The sequence below is a fragment of the Mycobacterium sp. GA-0227b genome (genome assembly GCF_001499855.1).
Classification (GTDB): domain Bacteria; phylum Actinomycetota; class Actinomycetes; order Mycobacteriales; family Mycobacteriaceae; genus Mycobacterium.
In genome coordinates this window covers 14226-36016 of sequence record NZ_LQIK01000032.1, presented here as the reverse complement: position 1 = coordinate 36016, position 21791 = coordinate 14226, and the positions used below count along the sequence as shown (strand labels likewise).

21 protein-coding genes and 1 pseudogene are annotated in these 21791 nt (G+C 66.7%); 7 read left to right on the top strand and 15 right to left on the bottom strand.

The genetic code is table 11. The features are described 5' to 3' along the window. Positions 1 to 45: 45 nt before the first annotated feature. From AU185_RS21075 to AU185_RS21050, 6 genes are all read right to left on the bottom strand, one after another. On the bottom strand, positions 46 to 1683 hold the full coding sequence (locus tag AU185_RS21075) for an FAD-binding dehydrogenase (protein WP_059098340.1): 1638 nt from the start codon (positions 1681 to 1683) through the stop codon (positions 46 to 48). A gap of 23 nt (positions 1684 to 1706) precedes the next feature. After that, positions 1707 to 2411, bottom strand: a complete 705-nt coding sequence (locus tag AU185_RS21070; protein WP_059098341.1) for a DUF2334 domain-containing protein — start codon at positions 2409 to 2411, stop codon at positions 1707 to 1709. Between the two features lie 69 nt (positions 2412 to 2480). After that, complete coding sequence (locus AU185_RS21065; protein ID WP_059098342.1) at positions 2481 to 2978, bottom strand: glutathione peroxidase; 498 nt, start codon at positions 2976 to 2978, stop codon at positions 2481 to 2483. 9 nt (positions 2979 to 2987) lie between these two features. Further along, positions 2988 to 3545, bottom strand: coding sequence for a TetR/AcrR family transcriptional regulator (locus AU185_RS21060; protein ID WP_059098343.1), 558 nt, complete (start codon positions 3543 to 3545; stop codon positions 2988 to 2990). A gap of 43 nt (positions 3546 to 3588) precedes the next feature. Continuing rightward, entirely contained in the window at positions 3589 to 5694 is a 2106-nt protein-coding gene (locus tag AU185_RS21055) for a S9 family peptidase (RefSeq protein ID WP_059098344.1), read from the bottom strand. 29 nt (positions 5695 to 5723) lie between these two features. Beyond that, positions 5724 to 6611 carry a phosphoribosylaminoimidazolesuccinocarboxamide synthase gene (locus tag AU185_RS21050; RefSeq protein ID WP_059098345.1) on the bottom strand — a complete coding sequence of 296 codons (888 nt, stop codon included), beginning with the start codon at positions 6609 to 6611 and terminating at the stop codon, positions 5724 to 5726. A 31-nt stretch (positions 6612 to 6642) separates the two neighbouring features. Between AU185_RS21050 and AU185_RS21045 the strand changes: the two genes are divergently transcribed. Beyond that, positions 6643 to 7263, top strand: coding sequence for a hypothetical protein (locus AU185_RS21045; protein WP_059098346.1), 621 nt, complete (start codon positions 6643 to 6645; stop codon positions 7261 to 7263). A 95-nt stretch (positions 7264 to 7358) separates the two neighbouring features. Beyond that, positions 7359 to 8216, top strand: a pseudogene (locus tag AU185_RS21040) (PDDEXK-like endonuclease domain-containing protein). Between the two features lie 6 nt (positions 8217 to 8222). Here the strand turns inward: AU185_RS21040 and AU185_RS21035 are convergent. From AU185_RS21035 to purB, 4 genes are read right to left on the bottom strand one after another with little or no spacing between them, the layout of a single operon-like run. Next, positions 8223 to 8807 carry a DUF1707 SHOCT-like domain-containing protein gene (locus tag AU185_RS21035; RefSeq protein WP_059098347.1) on the bottom strand — a complete coding sequence of 195 codons (585 nt, stop codon included), beginning with the start codon at positions 8805 to 8807 and terminating at the stop codon, positions 8223 to 8225. Continuing rightward, positions 8794 to 9753: a tellurite resistance/C4-dicarboxylate transporter family protein gene (locus AU185_RS21030; RefSeq protein WP_231740242.1), complete on the bottom strand. Its 960-nt coding sequence runs from the start codon at positions 9751 to 9753 to the stop codon at positions 8794 to 8796. Before AU185_RS21030 ends, AU185_RS21035 begins: the two co-directional genes overlap by 14 nt. A 10-nt stretch (positions 9754 to 9763) precedes the next feature. Further along, positions 9764 to 11008, bottom strand: coding sequence for a cytochrome P450 (locus AU185_RS21025; RefSeq protein WP_059098348.1), 1245 nt, complete (start codon positions 11006 to 11008; stop codon positions 9764 to 9766). Further along, positions 11005 to 12423, bottom strand: coding sequence for an adenylosuccinate lyase (gene purB / locus AU185_RS21020; RefSeq protein ID WP_059098349.1), 1419 nt, complete (start codon positions 12421 to 12423; stop codon positions 11005 to 11007). The genes AU185_RS21025 and purB overlap by 4 nt, the downstream gene beginning before the upstream one ends. Positions 12424 to 12463: 40 nt before the next feature. On the opposite strand from purB, the gene AU185_RS21015 reads away from it, so the two are divergent. Next, positions 12464 to 13327, top strand: coding sequence for a DUF429 domain-containing protein (locus tag AU185_RS21015; protein ID WP_059098350.1), 864 nt, complete (start codon positions 12464 to 12466; stop codon positions 13325 to 13327). Here the strand turns inward: AU185_RS21015 and AU185_RS21010 are convergent. Next, complete coding sequence (locus AU185_RS21010) at positions 13324 to 14742, bottom strand: APC family permease (RefSeq protein WP_059098351.1); 1419 nt, start codon at positions 14740 to 14742, stop codon at positions 13324 to 13326. The two genes, AU185_RS21015 and AU185_RS21010, sit on opposite strands and share 4 nt — an antisense overlap. An 81-nt stretch (positions 14743 to 14823) precedes the next feature. After that, entirely contained in the window at positions 14824 to 15441 is a 618-nt protein-coding gene (locus tag AU185_RS21005; protein WP_059098352.1) for a TetR/AcrR family transcriptional regulator, read from the bottom strand. 126 nt (positions 15442 to 15567) lie between these two features. On the opposite strand from AU185_RS21005, the gene AU185_RS21000 reads away from it, so the two are divergent. Further along, the gene (locus AU185_RS21000; protein WP_172800187.1) at positions 15568 to 16392 is read left to right on the top strand and encodes an alpha/beta hydrolase-fold protein; all 825 of its coding nucleotides are present in this window, start codon (positions 15568 to 15570) and stop codon (positions 16390 to 16392) included. On the opposite strand, the gene purD is transcribed toward AU185_RS21000, so the two are convergent. Further along, positions 16389 to 17657 carry a phosphoribosylamine--glycine ligase gene (purD, locus tag AU185_RS20995; protein WP_059098353.1) on the bottom strand — a complete coding sequence of 423 codons (1269 nt, stop codon included), beginning with the start codon at positions 17655 to 17657 and terminating at the stop codon, positions 16389 to 16391. The two genes, AU185_RS21000 and purD, sit on opposite strands and share 4 nt — an antisense overlap. A gap of 73 nt (positions 17658 to 17730) precedes the next feature. Between purD and AU185_RS20990 the strand changes: the two genes are divergently transcribed. Genes AU185_RS20990 through AU185_RS20980 form a run of 3 tightly spaced genes read left to right on the top strand, consistent with a single transcriptional unit; the run spans position 17731 to position 20131 of the window. After that, positions 17731 to 18963 carry a cytochrome P450 gene (locus AU185_RS20990; protein ID WP_059098354.1) on the top strand — a complete coding sequence of 411 codons (1233 nt, stop codon included), beginning with the start codon at positions 17731 to 17733 and terminating at the stop codon, positions 18961 to 18963. Positions 18964 to 18990: 27 nt separating this feature from the next. After that, positions 18991 to 19608 carry a TetR/AcrR family transcriptional regulator gene (locus tag AU185_RS20985; RefSeq protein ID WP_059098355.1) on the top strand — a complete coding sequence of 206 codons (618 nt, stop codon included), beginning with the start codon at positions 18991 to 18993 and terminating at the stop codon, positions 19606 to 19608. Positions 19609 to 19627: 19 nt separating this feature from the next. Continuing rightward, positions 19628 to 20131: an EspA/EspE family type VII secretion system effector gene (locus AU185_RS20980; RefSeq protein ID WP_059098356.1), complete on the top strand. Its 504-nt coding sequence runs from the start codon at positions 19628 to 19630 to the stop codon at positions 20129 to 20131. A 6-nt stretch (positions 20132 to 20137) separates the two neighbouring features. On the opposite strand, the gene AU185_RS20975 is transcribed toward AU185_RS20980, so the two are convergent. Continuing rightward, the gene (locus tag AU185_RS20975; RefSeq protein ID WP_059098357.1) at positions 20138 to 21364 is read right to left on the bottom strand and encodes a hypothetical protein; all 1227 of its coding nucleotides are present in this window, start codon (positions 21362 to 21364) and stop codon (positions 20138 to 20140) included. After that, positions 21354 to 21788, bottom strand: a complete 435-nt coding sequence (locus AU185_RS20970; protein ID WP_059098358.1) for a carboxymuconolactone decarboxylase family protein — start codon at positions 21786 to 21788, stop codon at positions 21354 to 21356. Before AU185_RS20970 ends, AU185_RS20975 begins: the two co-directional genes overlap by 11 nt. Positions 21789 to 21791 lie beyond the last annotated feature (3 nt).

Genomic DNA, 21791 nt, shown 5'->3' with positions numbered 1-21791 from the left:
CATCTTTCACGCGTTTTCGGGGCACTTTACGGCTGCTCGCCGGGTCTAGGCGGTGTCGCGTGCCGCCGCGCGGCCGGCGGCCCGGCCGGAGAACACACACCCGCCGAGGAAGGTGCCCTCCAGCGACCTGTATCCATGCACGCCGCCACCGCCGAATCCCGCAGCTTCCCCCGCGGCGAACAAGCCCTCGAACACGCCGCCGTCGGGTCGCAGTACCCGCGCGTCGAGGTCGGTTTCCAAGCCACCCAGGGACTTTCGCGTCAGGATGTGCAGTTTGACCGCGATCAGCGGACCGGCCTTCGGATCGGTCAACCGGTGCGGCGCGACGACGCGACTCACCCGGTCGCCGAGATAGTTGCGCGCCACCCGGATCGAGGCGATCTGAAAGTCCTTGGTGAACTTGTTCGCGACCTCCCGGTCGCGAGCGGTGACCTCGGCCTGCACCGTCGCGTAGTCCAGCGGCTGGACATCGGGGACGGCGTTCATCGCAGAAACCAACTCGCGCAGGGAATCAGCGCTGACGAAGTCGACCCCACGGTCGACGAACGCCTGCACCGGTCGCGGCGCGCCGGCACGTACCCGCGCCAAGACATCGCGGACGCTGCGGCCCGTGAGGTCCGGGTTCTGTTCCTGACCGGAGAGCGCAAACTCCTTGGCGATGATCCGCGCATTGAGGATGAACCACGTGTAGTCCTGCCCGGTCTGTGCGATGTGCTCCAGCGTGCCGAGCGTGTCGAACCCCGGATACAGCGGCGACGGCAGGCGGTTACCGTTGGCGTCCAACCACAACGACGACGGCCCGGGCAGGATCCGGATCCCGTGCAGCGGCCAGATCGGGTCGTAATTCGTGATGCCCTCGGTGTAATGCCACATCCGGTCGCTGTTGATCACCCGCGCCCCGGCCGCCTCGGTGATGCCGATCATGCGTCCGTCCACGTGCGCGGGTACGCCGGACAGCAACTGTTCGGGCACCCGGCCCATCCGCTGGGGCCAGTTCTGCCGCACCAGGTCGTGGTTGCCTCCGATGCCGCCACTCGCGACGACGACCGCCTGTGCACGGAACTCGAACTCCGCGACTGCTTTTCGTGACGATGCGACACCGCGCGGCTCGTCCGAGGGCTCGAGCACTGTTCCGCGCACGCCGACGACGGCGCCGTTCTCGACGATCAGCTCGTCGACGCGATGCCGATGCGCGAACCGGGCGCGTCCGATCAGGCGGCGCGCGAAGATGTCGACGATCGCCGGTCCGGTACCCCAGGTGATGTGGAACCGCGGCACCGAATTGCCGTGTCCGCGGGCGTCGTATCCGCCGCGCTCGGCCCACCCGACGATCGGGAACGTCTGCAGGCCACGCTCGCGCAGCCAGCCGCGCTTCTCGCCCGCTGCGAAATCGACGTAGGCATGCGCCCATTGGCGTGGCCAGTGATCCTCCGGGCGGTCGAATCCCGCCGAGCCAAGCCAGTCCTGCAGAGCCAACTCGTGGCTGTCCCGGATGCCCAGCCGGCGCTGTTCGGGGCTGTCGACGAAGAACAGTCCGCCGAACGACCAGTACGCCTGACCGCCGATGTTGTTGGAGTTCTCCTGGTCGAGAATCAATACGCGGCGGCCACGTTCGACGAGTTCGCATGCCGCCACCAGGCCCGCAAGCCCGGCCCCGACGACAATGACGTCAGCATCTGCCATGTCGCCACGTTAGCGGGCGGACGCTATGCGGCGTCTGTCAATGCGCTGAACGGCCGCCATTCGTAGACACCGGGCACACACCGGTGCATGAGTGCGAGGTCGACGGCGTCGAGCATCGCCTGCCGCGGCCCCGGCCTGCGCAGATGCCGGGCGGCGACGGCCACTCGAACCACCCCTCCTCGTCGCGCGATGCGCTCGGCGGACAACACCAGTGTCCGGCACCACCACGGCTCGCTGAGGAAACCTTCACCGATGCCGAGGACCCGCGACCGTACCGCCGTCCCGCGGGCCAGATCGGTGATCTCCGTGAGACCGGCGACCAGCCGAAAGCCATTGCGCGGCAGCGCCATGAGTGTCCCCTGCGACACCGTCCAACCCGGCGCCGCGAACAGCCGCGTGCGCAAACCCATGTGCTCCATCACGCGGTCGGCGGCCGTCAACCGCAGATTCGCCTCGTGCGCCGGCAGTGTCGCGAACTCTCCACGCCGATTCTTGGTGGCCGCCTCGTCGAAACCGTGCAGCACAATCACGTCGCGCGCATCGCGTCTGCGTGCCAGCCACTGCACCGTGGCGGCGTCGTCGTCGAGCCGGTAGCCGCCCTTGATCCTCGGCGCCACCAGGAACGAGACAGGCACTCCGCGCATGTCGAGTTGCGCGCAGAACTCCGCCACGTCGGGGATCGTGCGATCGCTGATCCCGGAGACGGAGACGATCAGTTGTCCAGCCACGCGGCCAGTATGGCAACGTCAGGTGTCACAACGGTTTACGACAGGCTGACGGCACATGACCATCGCATGCTATCGCGGCAGGACACCCTCGATGGCCGCGATCACCTCAGGAGAATCGGGCTCGGTGCGGGGACGGAACCGCTTGGCCACCGTTCCGCCCGGCGCGAGCAGAAACTTTTCGAAGTTCCACTGGATGTCGCCGGCCTCGCCGCTGTCGTCGGGTGTCTTGGTCAGTTCGGCGTACAGCGGATGCCGGTCGGTACCGTTGACGTCGGTCTTGGCCAGCAGCGGGAACGTCACTCCGTAAGTGGTCGAGCAGAATTCCCGAATCTCCTCGGCGGTACCCGGCTCCTGGCCCATGAATTGATTGCACGGCACGCCGATCACCGTCAGACCGCGGTCGCGGTAGTCCTTGGCCAGTTGCTCGAGCGCGGTGTACTGCGGCGTCAGGCCGCATTTCGAAGCGACGTTGACCACCAGCGCGGCGCCGTCGGCAAGTTCGCCCAACGTGGTGTCGCGGCCGTCGAGGGTGGTGACAGCGATATCGGTCAGCGGAGTGTCGGTCATGCCCGCACGTTACCCGGTCTTGAAAAGCATGCCCGCCACGCGGTGGACCGTTGCCATCGGATCACCGTCGACGTCGATCGCCTTATTCAGCCACAGCAGCGAAAACCCATGCACCAGTGACCACGCCGCCAGCGCGGCAGCTTGGGGGTCCTCGGTGGCGCGCGGATCGTCGAGGGTCCCGACGCCCTGTGCCAGCTCGGCGCCCGCAGCATCCTGAGCCGCCACCAACTCCGGGTTGGCCGGGTCGACAAGCGACCGGTCGAACATCACCGCGTAGTGGCCGGGGTTGTCGAGGGCGAACCGCACGTACGCCAGTGCGGCATCGAGGAAATCCGGCCTCGCATCGGCCAGGGCAGCGGCCAGCTTTCGCCAACCCTGGGCCGCCAGCGCGGTGAACAGGCCACGGCGGTCGGTGAAGTGGTGCGCGGGCGCCGCGTGCGACACCCCCGCCACGCGGGCCAGCTCGCGCAGCGAGATGCCGTCGGCGCCACGCTCGGCCACCAGATCGGCCGCCTCTGCGAGGATGACGGCCTTCAGATCGCCGTGGTGGTACGAGGTCCTGCTCATCCCACCAGCATACCCGGAGAACTTGACAGTGCCTAGATTGTGGTTAGGGCCGACGCTCGTGATCGGCCTTGGCGACATCCAGTAACCAGGCGTACTGGAACGCGGTCTCCTTCCAGCGCTCATAGCGTCCGCTGATACCAGCATGGCCGGCGTTCATCTCGGTCTTGAGTAGCACCGGATTGCCGTCGGTCTTGATGTGACGCAGTGCCGCAACCCATTTCGCAGGCTCGACGTAGTACACCCGGGTGTCGTTGAGCGACGTCATCGCGAGGATCGGCGGATAATGCTTGGCCGCCACGTTTTCATACGGCGAGTACGACTGCATGTACTCGTAGACTTCCTTGCTCTCCAACGGGTTTCCCCACTCGTCCCACTCCGTGACGGTGAGCGGGAGTGACGGATCCAAGATCGTGGTGAGCGGGTCGACGAACGGCACCACCGCGAGGATTCCCGCGAACAGTTCCGGCGCCATATTCGCGACCGCGCCAACCAGGAGACCGCCGGCGCTGCCCCCGTAAGCGACGAGGTTCTCCGGTCGGGTGATGTCGGTCTGCACGAGATGGTTTGCAACGGTGATGAAGTCGGTGAAGCTGTTCTTCTTCTCGAGCATCTTGCCGTGCTCGTACCACGGCCTACCCAGCTCCCCGCCGCCGCGCACGTGGGCGACCGCGAACACCATGCCGCGCTCGAGCAGCGACAGACGTGCGATGGAGAAACGTGGATCCTCGCAAGCCTCGTATGCGCCGTATCCGTAGAGCAGCGTCGGCGCCGGATACTGCAGGCCGATCTTGTGCACGATCGAAATCGGTATCCGCGCACCGTCGGGCGCCACTGCCCAATCGCGGCGTTCGACGTAATCCTCGGGGCGGTAGTCGCCGAGCACGGGCTGCTCGCGCAGCAGCGTCCGTTCACCGGTGGCGAGGTCGACGTCGTAGACGCGCACCGGGATGACGTATGAGGTGGCGCCGATCCGTAGTTTGGGTGCGCTCCAGTTCGGGTTGACGCTCAACCCGGCTGACGTGAGTTCGGACTCGAACGTGAAGTCCTCGGGGTGGCCGTATTCACCATTCGGATAGATGGGCCACAGCTGGATCTTCGGCAGCGCCTCGCTCCGGTAGCTGACGACGAGGTGCCTGTCGAACGCGTCCACGGAATCCAGGCGGGCGTCGTCGCGGTGCTCGATCAGTGTGCGCACCGCGGTGGGGTCGTCGACCGGCGCATCGACGAGCGTGAAGTTCTCCGCACCGTCGTTGTGCAGGATGAGGAACCGGTCTTCGCCGCCCACGACGGCGTGCTCGACGGAATACTCGACGAAGTCGCGGCGTGGCCACACGACCGTGAACTCGGCCTCCGGATCCGTCGCATCGGCGTAACGCACCTCGGAGGTGACGGCGCTACCGGCGGCGATGATGACATACTTGTCGCTGCGGGTCCGGCCGACGCCGAGCCAGTACCGTTCGTCGGGTTCGTGATACACGCGTTGCGCAGGCAGGCCGGCGCCCAGCCGGTGCCGCCAGATGGTGTCCGGGCGCCACGCCTCGTCGAGCGTTGAGTAGTACACGGTGCGGTTGTCGGCCGCCCATGTCGCGCCCGGGCCGATTCCGACGATCGTGTCGTCGTACAGTTCTCCGGTGCGTAAATCCTTGAACCGCAGCGTGTATCGCTCGTCGCCCTTGACGTCGACGGAGTACGCCAGGATGTTGCCGTCCAGGCTGACCGAGGCGGCGCCCAGGGAGAAGAAGTCGTGTCCCTCGGCCTCGACGTTCTCGTCGAGCAGCACCTGCTCGCCGGGAATCTCGGTGTTCTCGTCGAGCACCGGCGGCGTCCAGTCGTCGGGATCGGCGACGGGGCAACGGCAGTGCACGCTGTACTGCTTGCCCTCGAAGCTGCGGCCGTAGTACCACCAGGCATCGCGTCGGGTCGGCACCGAAAGGTCGGTCTCCTTGGTGCGTGCCTTGATCTCGTCGAAGATGTTCTGCCGCAACGGCGCCAGATGCTCGGTGACGTGCTCGGTATAGGCGTTCTCCGCTTCGAGGTGTGCGGTCACGTCCGGATCGCTCTTGTCGCGCAGCCACTCGTAGGGGTCGACGAAGACGTCGCCGTGATGCTCGCGGCGGGTCTCGACGCGTTTGGCGACCGGCGGCTTCATCCGCTGTTGATTCGCTCCGCAAGCGTCGCTCATCCGCCGATCCAATCGCTGAAGTCGAGGCCCGAAATGCGCTCGTACGCCTCGATGTAGCGAGCCCTGGTGGCTTCGACGACGTCCGGCGGCAGGGGTGGCGGTGGGGTGTCGCCGGTTCGGTCCCATCCGGAATCCGGCCCGGTGAGCCAGTTGCGGACGAACTGCTTGTCGAAGCTCTGCTGCACGACACCTTCTTCCCAGTCGTCGGCGCGCCAGTATCGGCTCGAGTCCGGGGTGAACACCTCGTCTGCCAGCCGCAGTTCGCCGTCTTTGTCCACGCCGAACTCGAATTTGGTGTCGGCGACGATGATGCCCTTGGTCAACGCGTGCTCGGCGCCCTGGATGTAGGTCCGCAGTGTCCGGTCGCGGACCTGTTCGGCTCGCTGCGTGCCGATCAACTCGACCACCTCGTCGAATGAGATGTTCACATCATGCTGTCCCAGTTCGGCTTTGGTCGCCGGGGTGAACAGCGGCTGCGCGAACCTGCTGGCCTCGCGCAGTCCCGCGGGCAGCGCGATCCCGCACACCTTGCCGGTCTGCTGATAGTCGATGAGACCCGACCCCGTCAGGTAGCCGCGCGCGACGGCCTCGACCGGCAGCATCTGGAGTTCCTGCACGACCAGCGCGCGACCGAGCACGTCGGCGGGGATGCGCTCGTCGTCGGGTGGGCCGGCGAGGTGGTTGGGCGCGTCGAGGAGGTCGAAGAAGAACACGCTCATCGCGGTCAGGATGCGGCCCTTGTCGGGGATCTGCGAGTCCAGGATGTAGTCGTAGGCGGAGATGCGGTCACTGGCCACGAAAAGCAGCGTCTCGTCGTCCACGCGGTACAGCTCGCGAACCTTGCCGCTGGCCAGATGTTCGTAGTCGGACAGAGCGGGGCGCATCGGGCCAGCCTATCGGGCAGCATCTACAGCCATGACTTCGCGGTTTATCCCCTACGCCACCACACCGTCGCGTGTCCTCGGCCAGCTGATCAGCGACATCGTCGTGGTCGCCTGGACCACCGTGTGGGTGATGGTCGGCATGGCCGTGCACTCGGCCGTCTCGACGATCGCCGCGGTGGGCCGTCAAGTCGAGACGGGCGCCAACGGGGTGTCCGAGAATCTCGACACCGCGAGTGACCGCACCGGCGACTTCCCGCTCGTCGGCGACGCGCTGAGCAAACCGCTGCGGGCGGCCAGCGAGGCCGCGCTCGACATCGCGGGGGCCGGTCAGAGCCTCGACACCACCGCGTCCTGGTTGGCGTGGGTGCTTGCGCTGGCGGTGGCCGCGCCGCCAGTCCTGTTCGTCGCGATGCCGTGGCTGTATCTGCGGCTTCGGTTCTTCCGTCGGAAATGGACCGCGATCGCGCTGGCCCGCACTCCCGCCGGCGAGCAACTGCTGGCGCTGCGCGCGCTGGCCAACCGGCCGCTGGCCAAGCTGGCGGCGATTCACCCCGATCCCGTCGGGGCGTGGCGCGAGCACGACGCCACGGCGATCCGCGGCCTGGCCGCGCTGGAGCTGCGTTCGGCAGGAGTCGCGCGGCTCCGTACCTGAGCGATTTGTGGAGTTTTGGCGGCGGTGAGAGCCGGTGCGGCTCCACGAGTCGCCCGGAATGGAACCGGTCGGGCACGTTCTCGCGTCCACACAGAGTGCCCGACGACTATCTGTGCCGACAGGACGGCGTACTCACCCGAACCCAGGCGCTTCGTGTGGGGCTGAGCCAGGTTGCGATCAACCGCAGGATTCGGTCGGGGCGTTGGCTGCGCTGCGCTCGCGGCGTGTACTTCGTCGCCGATCGGCGATTCACCGACGCCGCTCGGGTACGCGTCGCTGTGTTGGCCTACGGCCCGCAGGCATGCGCGAGCGGCATGGCGGCGGCATGGTGGCACCGGCTGACGCAATTCGCGCCGACGACGGTCGAGGTCACCGTTCCACGAGACAGCCGACTTCGACATCGGCCGGAAACCCGGCTGCGGCGGCGTGACCTCGACCCGCACGACGTGGTCGAGCGCGACGGGCTGCGAGTCACCGCACTGCCGCTGACAGTCGTTGAAGCCGCGGTCCGGCGCGGTGGCGGAGCCAAGTTGATGGATACCGCATTGCAGCGCCACGTCGACCTCGCGTAGCTATGGCGAGCGCACCTACGCAACAAGGGCAGGTACGGCTCGCCCTCGGCACGCAGGCTCTTGCAGGCGGCCGAGGACGGCGCCCGCTCGGAGGCCGAGCGACTGCTGGTGAAGCTTCTTCGCGACGCTGGGTTCACCGGCTGGAAGGCGAATTATCCCGTCGGCGGCTACAAGGTCGACGTCGGCTTCGTCGCAGCGAAAGTCGCCATCGAGGTCGACGGGTGGGCCTTCCACCACGACCCCGATGCGTTTCAGATCGACCGCAAGCGCCAGAATGCAATATCGCTTCTCGGCTGGAAGGTGTTGCGCTTCACCTGGCTTGACCTGACGGAGTATGCGCAACGCGTGATCGCTGAGATCGCCGCGGCGACCGGCCAGTGAACCGCACTACCCGAGCACGCGCCGCCACACCCGCCCGAACGAGTACCGCGCCGTCACCGACCCGAACCGCACTCGGCCGCGGACCACGACATGCAACCGCTCCGACCCCGGGCCGCGGGGCACCTTGACGGTCGTGCTGCCGGCGAACGTCTCGACACCGTCGAGGTCGGCGGTGGCGCCGTCGGGCAGGATCAGTTCGGTCGAGCTGAAGTAGTCGTCGATGTCCAGGACGACGGTCGGACCGCGCACGGCCGCGTTGGTGAAGTCGAGCGTGGTGTCACACATTCGGGTGTTCACCCTCAGGTGTGACGGCACAGTCCACCGCCCCCGCCGCGACACCGACGACATCCGACCACGCAACACCTCGCCATCGGCAGGGCCCGCCGTCGCCGGTGGCGGCACATCCATGTCAGGGAGATCGGCCAAGACCTTGCGCAGGTCTCCGCGAGTACGCGCGGCCAGCACAGTGTCGATCCGCTCGCTGAACTCGTCGAGGGTGAGCATGCCCTGGCCCACCGCCCGTTCGAGCAGTTGGCTCACATGGGCACGGTCGTCGTCAGAGATCCGCAGGTTCGCATCATCGGAGTCCATGTCTTGAGGGTAGGTGGCGACGGACACGCAACCGCCATGCGCCGGCGAACGCCACGATGAGCCACGCGGCGAACGCGATCCAGAAAAAGGTCAGCGAAACGCCGGACAGGACAGGCCATCCGGTCTCCACAGCCATCGCGTGGCTGGCCGCCGAGTACATGCCCAGCGGAAACACCATCGCCCACCACACCGCGGCGAAACGCCGGGCTTCGGCCCGCTGGATGTGTCGAAGGCCGAAGTAGAGAAGCGGCAGGATCCACAACGAAGCCACACACCACGTCGCGATGGTCATGGCGCGGACGTCGTCGATCCCCGCCCGGTGGAGGTGGTCGCCGGCCAACGTGGCAATGGCCATGGCGCCCATCAGTATCCACGCGTCCGGCTCGAACCCGCTGGGGTCCAGTCGCGCGGCGAACGCCCGCGCCAGGATCAGCGCGGTCATCAACACATACACCGCGATCGCCACCAGCCAGATCGCCGCACCGATCATCAGCAGGGCGTGCGAACCCGTGTCACGCGCCAGCGCCACGGTGACGATCGCCAGTCCGGAGGTGCCGACGCTGCCCAGTTCCCATGCGCCGCGCGCCCGCTCCTGCAACTCCTTCCAGGACCTGGCCGCCATATTCCGCGCCGTCAAAGCGCTCACCACCAACCACGCCACCGCCGCCAGCACGCCGAGTGTCCACACCACCGCCGATATCGACGTCAACCTGCTGTCGATGACCGCGCACGCCGCGACGAACGTGAACATGCCGATCGTGACGTCGGGATCCGCAATATCCGGCGGCTGCCCGCGCCAGGAAACTCCCGCGGCCGCCATGAGGACCACGAGCCCGACGATGGCCACCACAGCCAGCCCGTCGCTGACGTACACGAAGCCGTGGTCCGTCGCAGCGATCGACACAATGCCGGTCGCCATCACGAACGCGAACGCGTCGGGTCTCACCGCTCGAAGCTCACCGCAGCTCCACGACAAGATGCCGAATGCCGGTGTGCCGGTTGCTGCGCGTCCACTCGACGGGTTTGACCAGCGTGGCCAACGAGAACCGCGTCAGCAGTTCCTCGAACAGCACCCGAAGCTCCAGCCGCGCGAGGTTGGCACCGAGGCAGTAATGCACACCGTGCCCGAAGCCCAGATGCGGGTTCGGTTTACGCCCGATGTCGAACACATCCGGGTCGGTGAAAACCGTCGCGTCGCGATTGGCCGAGCCCTCCCAGATCTGCACTTTCTGACCGGCCGCGATCTCACAGCCGCCCAACGACACATCGCGCGTCGCGGTGCGCCGCTTCGACGGTGAGGGCGACGTCCAGCGCACCATCTCCTCGATGGCCGACGGCAACGAACCCGGATCCGAACGCAGAGCCGCAAGCGAATCGGGATTGTCGATCAACGCCAACAACCCGCCGGCCACCGCATTGCGCGTCGTCTCGGCGCCCGCGCTGAACAGCAGGCTGAAGAATAGATACAACTCGATTTCCGAAAGGAGGGCCGGCGAACGCGCGCCGTCGTCCACGGTGTCATCTAGGCAAGCGTTCGCCACCACCGACAGCATGTCGTCGGTCGGCGACGCGCGCTTGGCGGCGATCAACTCCTGGCCGTAGGCGTACATCCGCGAGCCGGCCTCCTCGGCCGACAACTGACCAAGGGTCGCCTTCCGTGAACCGCCGAAATCGAACTGCGGCTCGATCGCGTGAAAGAGCCAATGACGTTCGGACTCAGGAACTCCCAACAGAATGCAGATCATCTGCATCGGCAACTCGGCGGCCACGTCGACCAGGAAGTCAAACGGCTCCCCCGGCTCGACAGCGTCCAACAACCGCCGCGCCCGCGCACGCAGATCGTCCTCGACCCGGCGGATCATTCGCGGCGTCAGGCCCGAGCTGACGAGCCTGCGAATCTGCGCGTGTCGCGGATCGTCCATCATGTTGAGCACCTGCCCGGCGATCGCCAGGTCTTGCAGCAGCGTGCCGCCGTATGCGCGGGAGCCGCCGGTCACCGACGAGAAGGTCTGCGGATCACGCAGCACCGCATGCGTTTCGGCGTAGGTGGCGACGGACCAGAATCCCTCGCCGTCGGGGGTGTGCTCGGTCGGCTTGTGCCAATACACCGGCGCCTCGCGCCGATGCACTGCGAACAGGTCGTGCGGAAAGCCGTTCGCGAAGTTGTCCAGATCGGTGAAATCGACCGCCGCCAGTGTCACAAGATGGCACCCGAAGTGTATTTGGCGGCTTCGGGATAGCGGCTGACCAATTCGCCGACGGCCTCGACGACCCGGTCCACCTGGTCGCCGGCCGCACCAGTGAACGCCTGTTTGTCGGCCAGCGCCGCATCCAGCGCAGGCCGGTCCAGAGGTAGCCGCGGATCGGCCGCCAGCCGGTCCAGCAGGTCGGGTTCCTGGCCCTTCTCCCGCATCGCCAGGGCCACCGCGACGGCGTGCTCCTTGATCACCTCGTGGGCGGTTTCGCGGCCGACCCCGGCGCGGACGGCGGCGATCAGGATTCGCGTCGTCGCCAGGAACGGCAGATACCGATCCAGCTCTCGCTGGATCACCGCGGGGTAGGCCCCGAACTCGTCGAGCACCGTGAGGAAGGTTTCAATCTGCCCGTCGACGGCGAAGAATGCGTCGGGCAGCGCCACCCGGCGCACCACCGAACAGAACACATCGCCCTCATTCCATTGCGCGCCAGCCAGTTCGGCCGCCATGGCGGCGTAGCCACGCAGCACGACCTGCAATCCGTTCACCCGCTCACACGAGCGAGTGTTCATCTTGTGCGGCATCGCCGATGACCCGACCTGGCCGGGCGCGAAGCCTTCGGTGACGAGTTCGTGTCCGGCCATCAGCCGGATGGTGTGCGCCAAGGACGACGGTCCCGCGCCCAGCTGCACCAGCGAGGAGACGACGTCGTGGTCCAGCGATCGCGGGTACACCTGTCCGACGCTGGTGAAAATGTCTGTGAAGCCGAGGAATTCGGCGACACGTCGCTCCAGATCCGCAAGCCGCGAAGCGTCACCGTCGAACAGGTCGAGCATGTCCTGCGCGGTGCCCATCGGGCCCTTGATGCCCCGCAGCGGGTAACGGTCAATCAACGAGCGCAGGCGCTGCAGCGCGATCAGCATCTCTTCGGCCGCCGACGCGAATCGCTTGCCCAAGGTGGTCGCCTGCGCGGCGACGTTGTGGCTGCGGCCGGCCATCACGAGGTCGCGATACAGAACGGCGCGTTCGGCCAAGCGGGCCACCACCGCGACCCCATGCGAATGCACCAGCTCCAGGGACCGGCGGATCTGCAGCTGTTCCACGTTCTCGGTGAGGTCGCGGCTAGTCATGCCCTTGTGCACGTGCTCGTGGCCGGCCAACGCATTGAACTCCTCGATGCGCGCCTTGACGTCGTGGCGCAGCACCCGCTCGCGCGCCGCGATCGACGCCAGGTCGACCTGTTCGAGCACCCGCTCGTAGTCCGCCACCACCGTCGCCGGAACGTCCACACCCAACTCCGCCTGCGCGCGCAGCACGGCGACCCACAGCCGGCGCTCCGCGACGACCTTGGCCTCCGGCGACCAGATGGCCACCATGTCCTCGCTGGCATAACGATTGGCCAGCACATTGGGGATCGTCACAAACACTCAGCTTACGGCGCGGGTAAGGCAGGCTGGCCCCATGTACTTCGTAGGGCTCGATCTCGCGTGGGCGGACGCGAACCAAACCGGTGTAGCCGTCCTGGACGACGATGGACGGCTCGTGCAGGTCGGCACGGCGGTCAGCGACGACGAGATTGCGGCGACCCTCGCGCCGTATGTCGACGGCCCCTGCGTCGTGGCCATCGACGCTCCCCTCATCGTCAAGAATCCCAGCGGCTATCGACTCGGTGAGACCCTGTACAACCGGGATTTCATGCCGTTCGAGGCAACCGCGCAGCCCTCGAACACGGGCAATCCGCTCTTCAACCCGCCCCGCGCCGAAGTTCTCTGCGAGCGACTGGGCCTCGATCCCGACCCGCAGTCGCGCGGTGATCGTCGCGCGATCGAGGTCTACCCGCACGCAGCAACGGTTTCACTTTTCAAACTCGGCAAGACGCTCAAATACAAGCGGCGCGCCAAGGATGTCGCGAAGCGCAAGTCCGAGCTGCTGAGGATGGTGGAGCTGATCGAGGGGTTGCACGACGCGACGCCGCAACTTCGCGTGCGCAGTAGTCCCGCCTGGCTCGAACTTCGCAAGAGAATCGAGGCGGGCGTTCGAGCGTTTCAGCTGAACGCATGCGAAGATCCCGTCGACGCGGTGCTCTGCGCGTACGTCGCGCTGTATTTCGAGCGACGGCGCGAGGACATCACGATCTACGGTGACCGCGAAGTCGGCTACATCGTCACGCCTGCGTTGCCACCGGAGCTGACGCCCGCTCCTCGGGCTCGTGCGGTGCCAGACCCCGACCCCGGCGAAGTGTTGCCGCGGCTCGAGCAGGTTCAACTTCTCATCGAACGCGCACAGCGTGAGCTGACCGAGATTCGCAGGCAGCTGGGCGGCTAATCCGGCGTTTCGGCCAGCCGGGTCGGGTCGGTGATGCCGGCGTCCCTGATGCCGAGCTGCTTGTTGATCATCATGGTGATCACGAACAACACGACGCCGATAACGAGCAGAACGCCGGCCACCAGGTACTGCGAACCGGGGCGGCCCGACAGCGGCGTCACCAGATACAGCGATGTGATGAACCCGATCACGGGCAGCACCGTCGGTGTTTTGAAGTGCCCGCCGGCCTCGCGGACGTCGCGGCGCAGCACCAGCACTGCGACGTTGACCATCGCGAAGACCGCCAACAACAACAGCGACGTCGTGCCACCGAGCACCGAAACCGCCTTGCTGCTCGCGAACGCAGAGACATAGAAGATCAGACCGAATGCGATGACCGTCGTGAACACGATTGCAACCCATGGAGTGTGGCGTGTTCGGTGCACCGTGCCCAGCACGGGCGGCAACACATGCTGTCGTGCCATGCCGTAGATCAGCCGGCTCGCCATCAACATGTTGATCAGCGCGGTGTTCGAAACCGCGAACATCGTGATGAACGGGAACAGCTCGTCGATCGGAAGTCCGGGCGCCGCCGCCTCGACCACCGCGACAAGCGGTGTGGCGCTTGCCCTCAGTTCGCCGATGGGCACCAACGCGACGGCGATGATCGACACCACGATGTACACCACGCCGGCGAGGCTCAAGCCGGTCAACAAGACCTTCGGGAAGATCCGGACCGGGTCCTTGGTCTCCTCGGCCATGTTGACCGAGTCCTCGAACCCGACCATCGCGAAGAACGCTAGTGACGTCGCCGCGGTGATCGCGACGAATGTGCTTCGCTCCTGGCTGCTTTCGAACATGACAACGCGCGAGAAATCATAGTCACCGGCCTGGGTGAACGCCCACAGCCCGACGAAGATCACCATCATCAGTCCGGTGATCTCGATGACGGTCAGGCCGACGTTGAGCTTGACGCTTTCGCTGACGCCGCGCAGGTTGATCGCGGCCAGAACGGCCATGAAGGCCAGCGCGATGACGGCGACACCGGCCTTGCCCCAATCCAGTGCGAAACCTTTGATCAGGTTGGCCGCGAACGCTTGTGACGCGGTCGAAGCAGACGTGATGCCGGAACACATCACCACGAACGCGACGAGGAAGGTGAAGAACTGAACTCCGAATGCCTTGTGCGCGTACAGCGCTGCGCCCGCAGCCTGCGGATATTTGGTCACCAGCTCCAGGTAGGAGAACGCCGTGATCGTCGCGATGCTGAACGCCAGCAGGAACGGCAGCCAGGCCGCCCCGCCGACTTCACCGGCAACCTGGCCGGTCAGCGCGTACACGCCGGTGCCGAGGATGTCGCCGACGATGAACAGAAGCAACAAACCCGGACCCATGACCCGCCGAAGTTCCGGTTGCTTGTCCACCGGCGTACTCATCGGTGTCCTCTGCTCTTCGCGCAAGCGCTCATCGGTGTCCTCTGCTCTTCGCGCAAGCGCTCATCGCCCTCCTTGTGGCGTCTACACCTGCGCCACTCGCTCGTCGATAGGTGCCAACACGTCTATCACGTCGATCAACGTCGCGCGCGCTGTTGCGCGCGGGCCGTCGCCCTCGGCGACGAGCGCCGCGACCACCGCACCGTCGACGGCGTTGACCAAGGCGGTCATGTACTCCGCCCGCACCGACCGCCCCGAGCGTTCGATGACCTCGATGACCGCGTCGCTGCGCTGGCGCAAAATCCGCCGTTGGATGTCGCGCAACAGGGGGTGTCGTGCGCATGCGATGTAGCGCTCGTACCGCGAGATCAACTGCTGCCCCACCGTGTCATCGACCAACAGGTCGACCAAGATGTCGGCGGTCGACTCCGCGCCTCGACGCCGCCGCGACAGCATCGCGACGCGCGCCCGCAACTGCTCGGCCTCGCGCTCGCCGACGTATTCGACAGCCTTCGCGATCAGGTCGTCGAGCGACGAGAAGTAATAGGTCGTCGACGCCAGCGGCAGCCCGGCACGACGGGCCACGGCGCGATGTCGCACCGCGTCGAAGCCGCCTTCGCACAGCAGATCGGCAGCCGCGCTGACCAGCGCATACCGCCGACGTTCTCCCTTGGGAGTGACCGCTGCCGTCACGCCTAGCATGCTGCCAGCCGGGCGGGTCTCCCATCGGACTTTCGGCCAAACGTCAGGCTTTGCCCACAGAAGTCGGGACTGGTGTTTCTGATGCGACGCCCAAACGGCCGCGCCGGCCGAGCAAGCGCCGATGGCATGATGGCCGCCATGTCCGAGCTGACTCGCCGTTCGCTTCTGCGCCTCGGAGTCGGTGCCGCGGCCGGCGCGGTGGCGTTGCGGATGGCGCCGGCGGTTCCGGCGGCCCCCGCCGCGCCGACCTACGTCGACGGCTCCTTCGTCTCGGCGGCGCGGGGAGGACTGGCGACCAACTGGGCGATCGCCCGCCCGCCCGGGCAGAGCGCCCCGTTGCGTCCCGTCATTGCGCTGCACGGGAAGGGACAAGACGCGGCCGGTGTGATGGCCGGAGGTGTGGAGCAAGGCCTGGCCGAGGCCGTCGCCGCGGGGCTGCCGCCGTTCGCGGTGGTCGCCGTCGACGGTGGCGGAAGCTACTGGCACAAACGGGCGTCCGGCGAGGACTCCGGGGCGATGGTGCTCGACGAGTTGCTCCCGATGCTCGACTCGCAGGGCCTGGACACCTCGCGCGTCGGCTTTCTCGGGTGGTCGATGGGCGGCTACGGCGCGCTGCTGCTCGGCGCCCGACTCGGACCCGCCCGCACGGCGGCGATCTGTGCGGTGAGCCCGGCGCTGTGGACGTCGCCAGGGGCGGCCGCACCCGGCGCATTCGACAGCGCCGAGGACTATGCGGCCAACAGCGTGTGGGGATCGCCCGCGCTGGCGTCCATCCCGATCCGAATCGACTGCGGCACCGACGATCCCTTCTATTCGGCGACCAAAGAGTTCATCGCGCAGCTGCCGAATCCGCCCGCCGGCGGCTTCTCTCCGGGCGGTCACGACGGCGGGTTCTGGAGCTCGCAGCTGCCCGGCGAGCTGAGCTGGATGGCGCCGTTGCTGACGGCCTAGAGTGCAATTCGCCCTTCGGCCGCTGCCAACCCGATATCACTGCGAAAATGACTGCCCGGCAATCGAATCGACTTGATCAGCTGGTAGGCGGCCGCACGCGCGGCCGGGAGGTCCACACCCGTGCCGACCACCGAGAGCACGCGTCCGCCCGATGACACGATCGCGCCGTCGTCACGCCGACTGGTGCCCGCGTGCAGCACCCCGTCGACCTCGGACCCGGCGATCGCGTCGCCAACTCGCGGGCGGCCCGGGTAGTTCTCCGCTGCCAGCACCACGGTCACCGCGGCGCCGTCGCGCCATTGCAACGGCGGCTCGCCCGCGAGGTCCCCGATCGCTGCGGAATACAAGAGTTGTCCCAGCGGCGTCTCCAGCAACGCCAGCACACATTGGGTCTCCGGATCGCCGAAGCGGCAGTTGAATTCGACCACCGCGGGCCCACCCGACGTGATCGCCAACCCGGTGTAGAGCAGGCCCGAGAACGGGCAACCGCGCGCAACCAGTTCGGCGGCAACGGGTTTCACCACTTCATCGACGATCCGGTTGACGACGTCGTCGGGCAGCCACGGCAACGGCGCGTACGCCCCCATGCCTCCGGTATTGGGTCCGGTGTCGTTGTCCCCGACGCGTTTGAAGTCCTGCGCCGGAAGCAGGGGCACCACGGTCTCGCCGTCGACGACGCAGAACAGCGACACCTCCGGGCCGTCGAGGAACGACTCGAGCAATACCGGATGCCCCGCGTCGAGCAGGCTTGCGGCATGCGCCCGCGCGGTGGCGCGGTCAGCCGTCACCACCACACCCTTGCCCGCCGCCAGGCCGTCGTCCTTGACCACCCACGCGGGGTCGCCGCCCGGTGGGCCGAACCGGTCGAGCGCGGCATCGAGGCGTGCCGGATTGTCGACGACCTCGCTCCTGGCGGTGCGCACGCCGGCGGCGGTCATCACGTCCTTGGCGAACGACTTCGAACCCTCGATGCGGGCCGCGTCCTTCGTCGGCCCGAAGCAGGCGATCCCGACGCTGCGCACGGCATCGGCGACGCCGAGCACCAACGGCACTTCCGGCCCGATGACGACCAGGTCGGCGGCGATGCGCTGGGCCAACTTCGCGACCGCCTCACCGGAGGTGATGTCGACGTCGTACTGATCGGCGATCCCTGCGGTCCCCGCGTTACCTGGGGCGACCGCCAGCCCCTCGACCTCGGGGTCTCGCCGCAGCGCCAGCAGCAGCGCATGTTCACGGGCTCCGGAGCCGATCACCAGGACTCGCACAACTGCTCACCCTAACGCCTGTCAACCCAACCCTTCGGCCATACACTTGACACGACACTGTATGGTCGAATGTATGACGCACGCCACATGTCCGTTCCTGCCCGAGGGATACGACTTCACCGACCCCGAGGTGCTGCTGCGCGGCATCCCCGTGACCGAATTCGCCGAGCTGCGCAAGACCGCCCCGGTGTGGTGGAACGAGCAGCCCGAGTCGATCTTCGACGACGGTGGCTACTGGGTGATCAGCCGCCACGACGACATCAAGGCCATCTCCCGCAACGGTGACCTGTGGTCGACCAACCGCAAGGGCGCGGTGATGCGCCTGCCCGAAGGTGTGACCGCCGACCAGCTCGAGCTCACCAAGGCCTTGCTGATCAACCACGACGCCCCGGAGCACACCAGGCTGCGCAAGCTGGTGTCACGGTTGTTCACACCGCGGGCGATCACCACCCTCGAGGCGAAGCTGGCCACCGCTGCACGTGAAATCGTCTCCGCCGCAAAGGAAAAAGGCAGCGGCAACTTCGTCGACGACATCGCGATGAGCCTGCCGCTGTTGGCGATCGCCGACCTGATCGGAGTACCGGAGGCCGATCGCGAAAAACTGTTCCACTGGACCAACGCGATCATGAACACCGACGATCCGGACTTCGACTCCGACCCGACCGCGGCCAACGCGGAATTGATGGGCTACGCCTACTCGATGGCAGAGGAGCGTCGGCGTTGTCCGGCCGACGACATCGTCACCCGGCTCGTGCAGGCCGACATCGAGGGTGAGTCTCTCGAGGACGTCGAGTTCGCGTTCTTCGTGATCCTGCTGGCGGTCGCCGGCAACGAAACCACCCGCAACGCCATGACACACGGCATGAACGCGTTCTTCGAGAACCCCGACCAGTGGGACCTGTTCAAGCGGGAACGACCGGACACCACCGCCGACGAGATCGTGCGCTGGGCCACCCCCGTGCACTGTTTCCAGCGAACTGCTCTGGCAGACAACGAACTCAGCGGTGTCACAATAAGCGAGGGCCAGCGCGTCGGACTGTTCTACAGCTCGGCCAACTACGACGAAGAGGTCTTCGACCGGCCCTTCGAATTCAACATCCTGCGCGACCCCAACCCGCACCTCGGCTTCGGCGGCAACGGCGCGCACTACTGCATCGGCGCGAACCTGGCCCGCATGGAGATCAAGCTGATCTTCAACGAGATCGCCGACCAGATTCCCGACATCGCCAAACTCGGCGAACCACAACGTCTTCGGTCGGGCTGGATCAACGGCGTCAAGGATCTGCAGGTCTCCTACACGGGTTGATGGGGCTGGCTGAGTAGGATTTTCGCCGTGCGCACCCACGGCTGGTCCGGATCGGCACCGTCGACGGACGAGGAAGCGGTCGCCCGCATCCTTGACGCCGCAGGCAAGGCGATCGACGCCCGCGGCGCGGAATTTTCCATCGCCGACGTCGCTCGCACCCTCGGTGTCACGAGGCAGACCGTCTACCGGTACTTCCCCAGCACCGACGCGCTGCTCGAAGCCTCCGCGCAACGCGCCGCGACCGGCTTCCTGGATCGGTTGGCCGACCATCTGCAGGGAGTGACCGACCCGCAGGAGGCGGTCGCCGAGGGTATCGCCACCGCGCTCGAGTGGCTGCCGAAGGACAAGCACATGGGCCTGCTGCTGATGCCCGGTCGAGCCAGCGCCTTCAGTCAGACGGTCACCTCGGATGTGGCGCTGCAGTTCGCCAACTCGATGCTGCGGCGCTTCGACGTGGACTGGACCGGTCTCGGCTTGACCGACGGCGACCTCGACGACTTGGCCGAGCATCTGCTGCGGATCATCCAGTCATTCATCATCGACCCGGGCCGCCCGCCGCGCCGAGGCGCGGAACTGCGCAAGTACCTGCGCCGTTGGGTCGGCACCGCGCTGGCGCCCGAAATTGCCGTCGAACGCACGAGTTGACCGGCTTTAGACTCCGATCGTGAGTGTCCTGGCTGCTTTCTTGTCGACGTGGGAACGCGCGCACACCACGTTCGGCGAGGGCACTCCCCACGGCGGTGACGGCCTCGACCAGAGTGCGCGGTTCCGACGACTGCAAAGCGATGTCGACGCCGCCGCGCCGCGGGACTGGACCGGCGCAGGCTCGGACTCGTATGCCGAGGCGAACCAGCGACAGAGCCGTGCACTGTCCGCGATGGCGGACCTCGATCAGCGACTCAAGGCGGAGGTCGACCGGTCGGCGGCGGTGGTGGCGGCCGGCCGACGCGACCTCGAAGCCGTCAGGCAGTGGGTGGTCGACGCTGCCGCGACCGTCCCGAGAACCGCCCTTGGTGAGCAGATGCTGTGGCCGGTCGTCAGCAAGGGCGCGAGCGAGGTCGCCGAGATCATCCGCCGTTCCCATGGTGAGCTGTCCGCCATCGCCGAGAGGATGCGGGGGCTGGGCACCGAGTACGAGGCTCTTCGGCCACCGACTCGCGACGCCTGAGAGGTATCAGAGCACAGTCAGCGGCAGCGACTTGCGGTCCTCGAACTCCCACGTTGAGCCGCCGCTGACCCTGACCACCGACACCTCGGAGAATTCCTTGGCCGCCGTGTCGGTTTCGACGACGCGCGCGGTCCAGTCCTCGTGGTTGCCCGTGACTTCCACGTCGAATCGCGGGTCGATGACCCGCACCGCCGCCTGCAACGGGCGCACTTCGTCGGGAGACACCAGCGACACCCACGCGCCGTCCTCGTGGGCCGGTGACCGTCGCACCTGCACGATGTCCGGACCGAACTCGGCGTCGACGTATGCCTGCGGGTTGAGCATCGGATGCAGCTTCAGGGTCTGCACCGCTCCCTCGATCCCGCCCGGCAACTTCAGCGCGCGATGGATGCGCTCGGCGGCGATACCCGCCACCCCGATGAGCTGCTTGGTGCAGATCTCGGTTGCCAGTTCGGTGTTCGTCCCTGCCCGCTTGCCGACCGCGATGACGAACGACAGATTCAACAAGTGCATCTGCAGGCAGACCTCGTCCGCCATGCGCACCAACGCCGAATGCGAGAACGCGGCGAAGTCGAAGTCCGAAAGCAGCGGGCCCGAGTAGTCGGCCTGACCCTCGTCGGACGGATCGATCGGGTCGAGTTCCGTTCTGGCGGCGCGGCTTCGGCCGACAACCTCCAATACCGGGTGGTCCTCGACCTCGGGATGGGACTCGTCGATGATCACGGTCCACGCGCAGTGCGGGTGCTGGTCGGCGGGGGTGCGCGGCGGACGGTGGATCGGGCGGATCTGTGCCCTGCGGTTGGTCGCGACGGCCGTCGCGTCGAACGTCGGGTCCTCGATGTCGTGGCACATGCCGCGCACGTACTCTTCACCCATCGGCTCGACGTCCAGCAACGCGCCACAGTGGTCGAGGTGGAATTCGCCGTGCCACCGGTCGTGCACGGTGTAGCGGAAATCCATGAACTGCGGCGGTGCCCCGATGTCGAGCTGCAGACCTTTGAAGATCGTGATGACGTCGACGCCCTCGTACTTCAGCGCCTTCTGCATCCGCCTGGTGTAGATCGGGCTGGCGCCCATCCACTCCTCGATCGCGATCTGCAGCATCTCCTCGCGTCCGAAATTGCTGATGCACCATGCCATTCCAGACCGGTCGATCAGCTGACCGATCAGCAGCAGCTCGGGCACCAGCACCGCGAGTTCGTCGCGGGACAGCGAGGAGTACCTACTTGTCATCGAGACTGCTCCCCGAGTGCATCTTCAGCGCGGCGTTCACATTGCCCTTTTTGTCCTCGCCCTGCTCGGCGGTCTTCTTCCGGTTCTTGATCACCTTGGTGACCGCCCCGTCGAGCTTGGATCCCAACGGGAACCCGAGGTAGTGCGTCAGGAAGATGGCCATCTCCTTGAGCTCCTCCTCGGTGATCTCACCGTTCGCCAGCGCGGCGTTCGCCTGGATCTCAGCCAGGTCCGAAATCCCCAGCGCCGTCACGACCGTCAGCGTCATGATCCGCTTGTCGCGCATCGAAAGCCCCGGCCGCGTCCAGATGGTCCCGAAGAGGTGATCGGCCGTCAGCGCGAAGTACTCGCCGGGCATGTCGGGCATCTCCCAGCCGTACACCTCGTTCATCTTCTCGAGGCCCTTGCGGCGCAACTCGTCCATACT

Bases quoted from the DNA above. Each gene is read 5' to 3' on its own strand.
- AU185_RS20975 (WP_059098357.1), bottom strand. From the start codon at position 21,364: ATGACAAGTAGGTACTCCTCGCTGTCCCGCGACGAACTCGCGGTGCTG.
- AU185_RS21075 (WP_059098340.1), bottom strand. From the start codon at position 1,683: ATGGCAGATGCTGACGTCATTGTCGTCGGGGCCGGGCTTGCGGGCCTG.
- AU185_RS20970 (WP_059098358.1), bottom strand. From the start codon at position 21,788: ATGGACGAGTTGCGCCGCAAGGGCCTCGAGAAGATGAACGAGGTGTAC.
- AU185_RS21065 (WP_059098342.1), bottom strand. From the start codon at position 2,978: ATGACCGACACTCCGCTGACCGATATCGCTGTCACCACCCTCGACGGC.
- AU185_RS21055 (WP_059098344.1), bottom strand. From the start codon at position 5,694: ATGAAGCCGCCGGTCGCCAAACGCGTCGAGACCCGCCGCGAGCATCAC.
- AU185_RS21000 (WP_172800187.1), top strand. From the start codon at position 15,568: ATGATGGCCGCCATGTCCGAGCTGACTCGCCGTTCGCTTCTGCGCCTC.
- AU185_RS21045 (WP_059098346.1), top strand. From the start codon at position 6,643: ATGACTTCGCGGTTTATCCCCTACGCCACCACACCGTCGCGTGTCCTC.
- AU185_RS21010 (WP_059098351.1), bottom strand. From the start codon at position 14,742: ATGAGTACGCCGGTGGACAAGCAACCGGAACTTCGGCGGGTCATGGGT.
- AU185_RS20990 (WP_059098354.1), top strand. From the start codon at position 17,731: ATGACGCACGCCACATGTCCGTTCCTGCCCGAGGGATACGACTTCACC.
- AU185_RS21050 (WP_059098345.1), bottom strand. From the start codon at position 6,611: ATGCGCCCCGCTCTGTCCGACTACGAACATCTGGCCAGCGGCAAGGTT.
- AU185_RS21015 (WP_059098350.1), top strand. From the start codon at position 12,464: ATGTACTTCGTAGGGCTCGATCTCGCGTGGGCGGACGCGAACCAAACC.
- AU185_RS21035 (WP_059098347.1), bottom strand. From the start codon at position 8,807: ATGGACTCCGATGATGCGAACCTGCGGATCTCTGACGACGACCGTGCC.
- AU185_RS21060 (WP_059098343.1), bottom strand. From the start codon at position 3,545: ATGAGCAGGACCTCGTACCACCACGGCGATCTGAAGGCCGTCATCCTC.
- AU185_RS21005 (WP_059098352.1), bottom strand. From the start codon at position 15,441: ATGCTAGGCGTGACGGCAGCGGTCACTCCCAAGGGAGAACGTCGGCGG.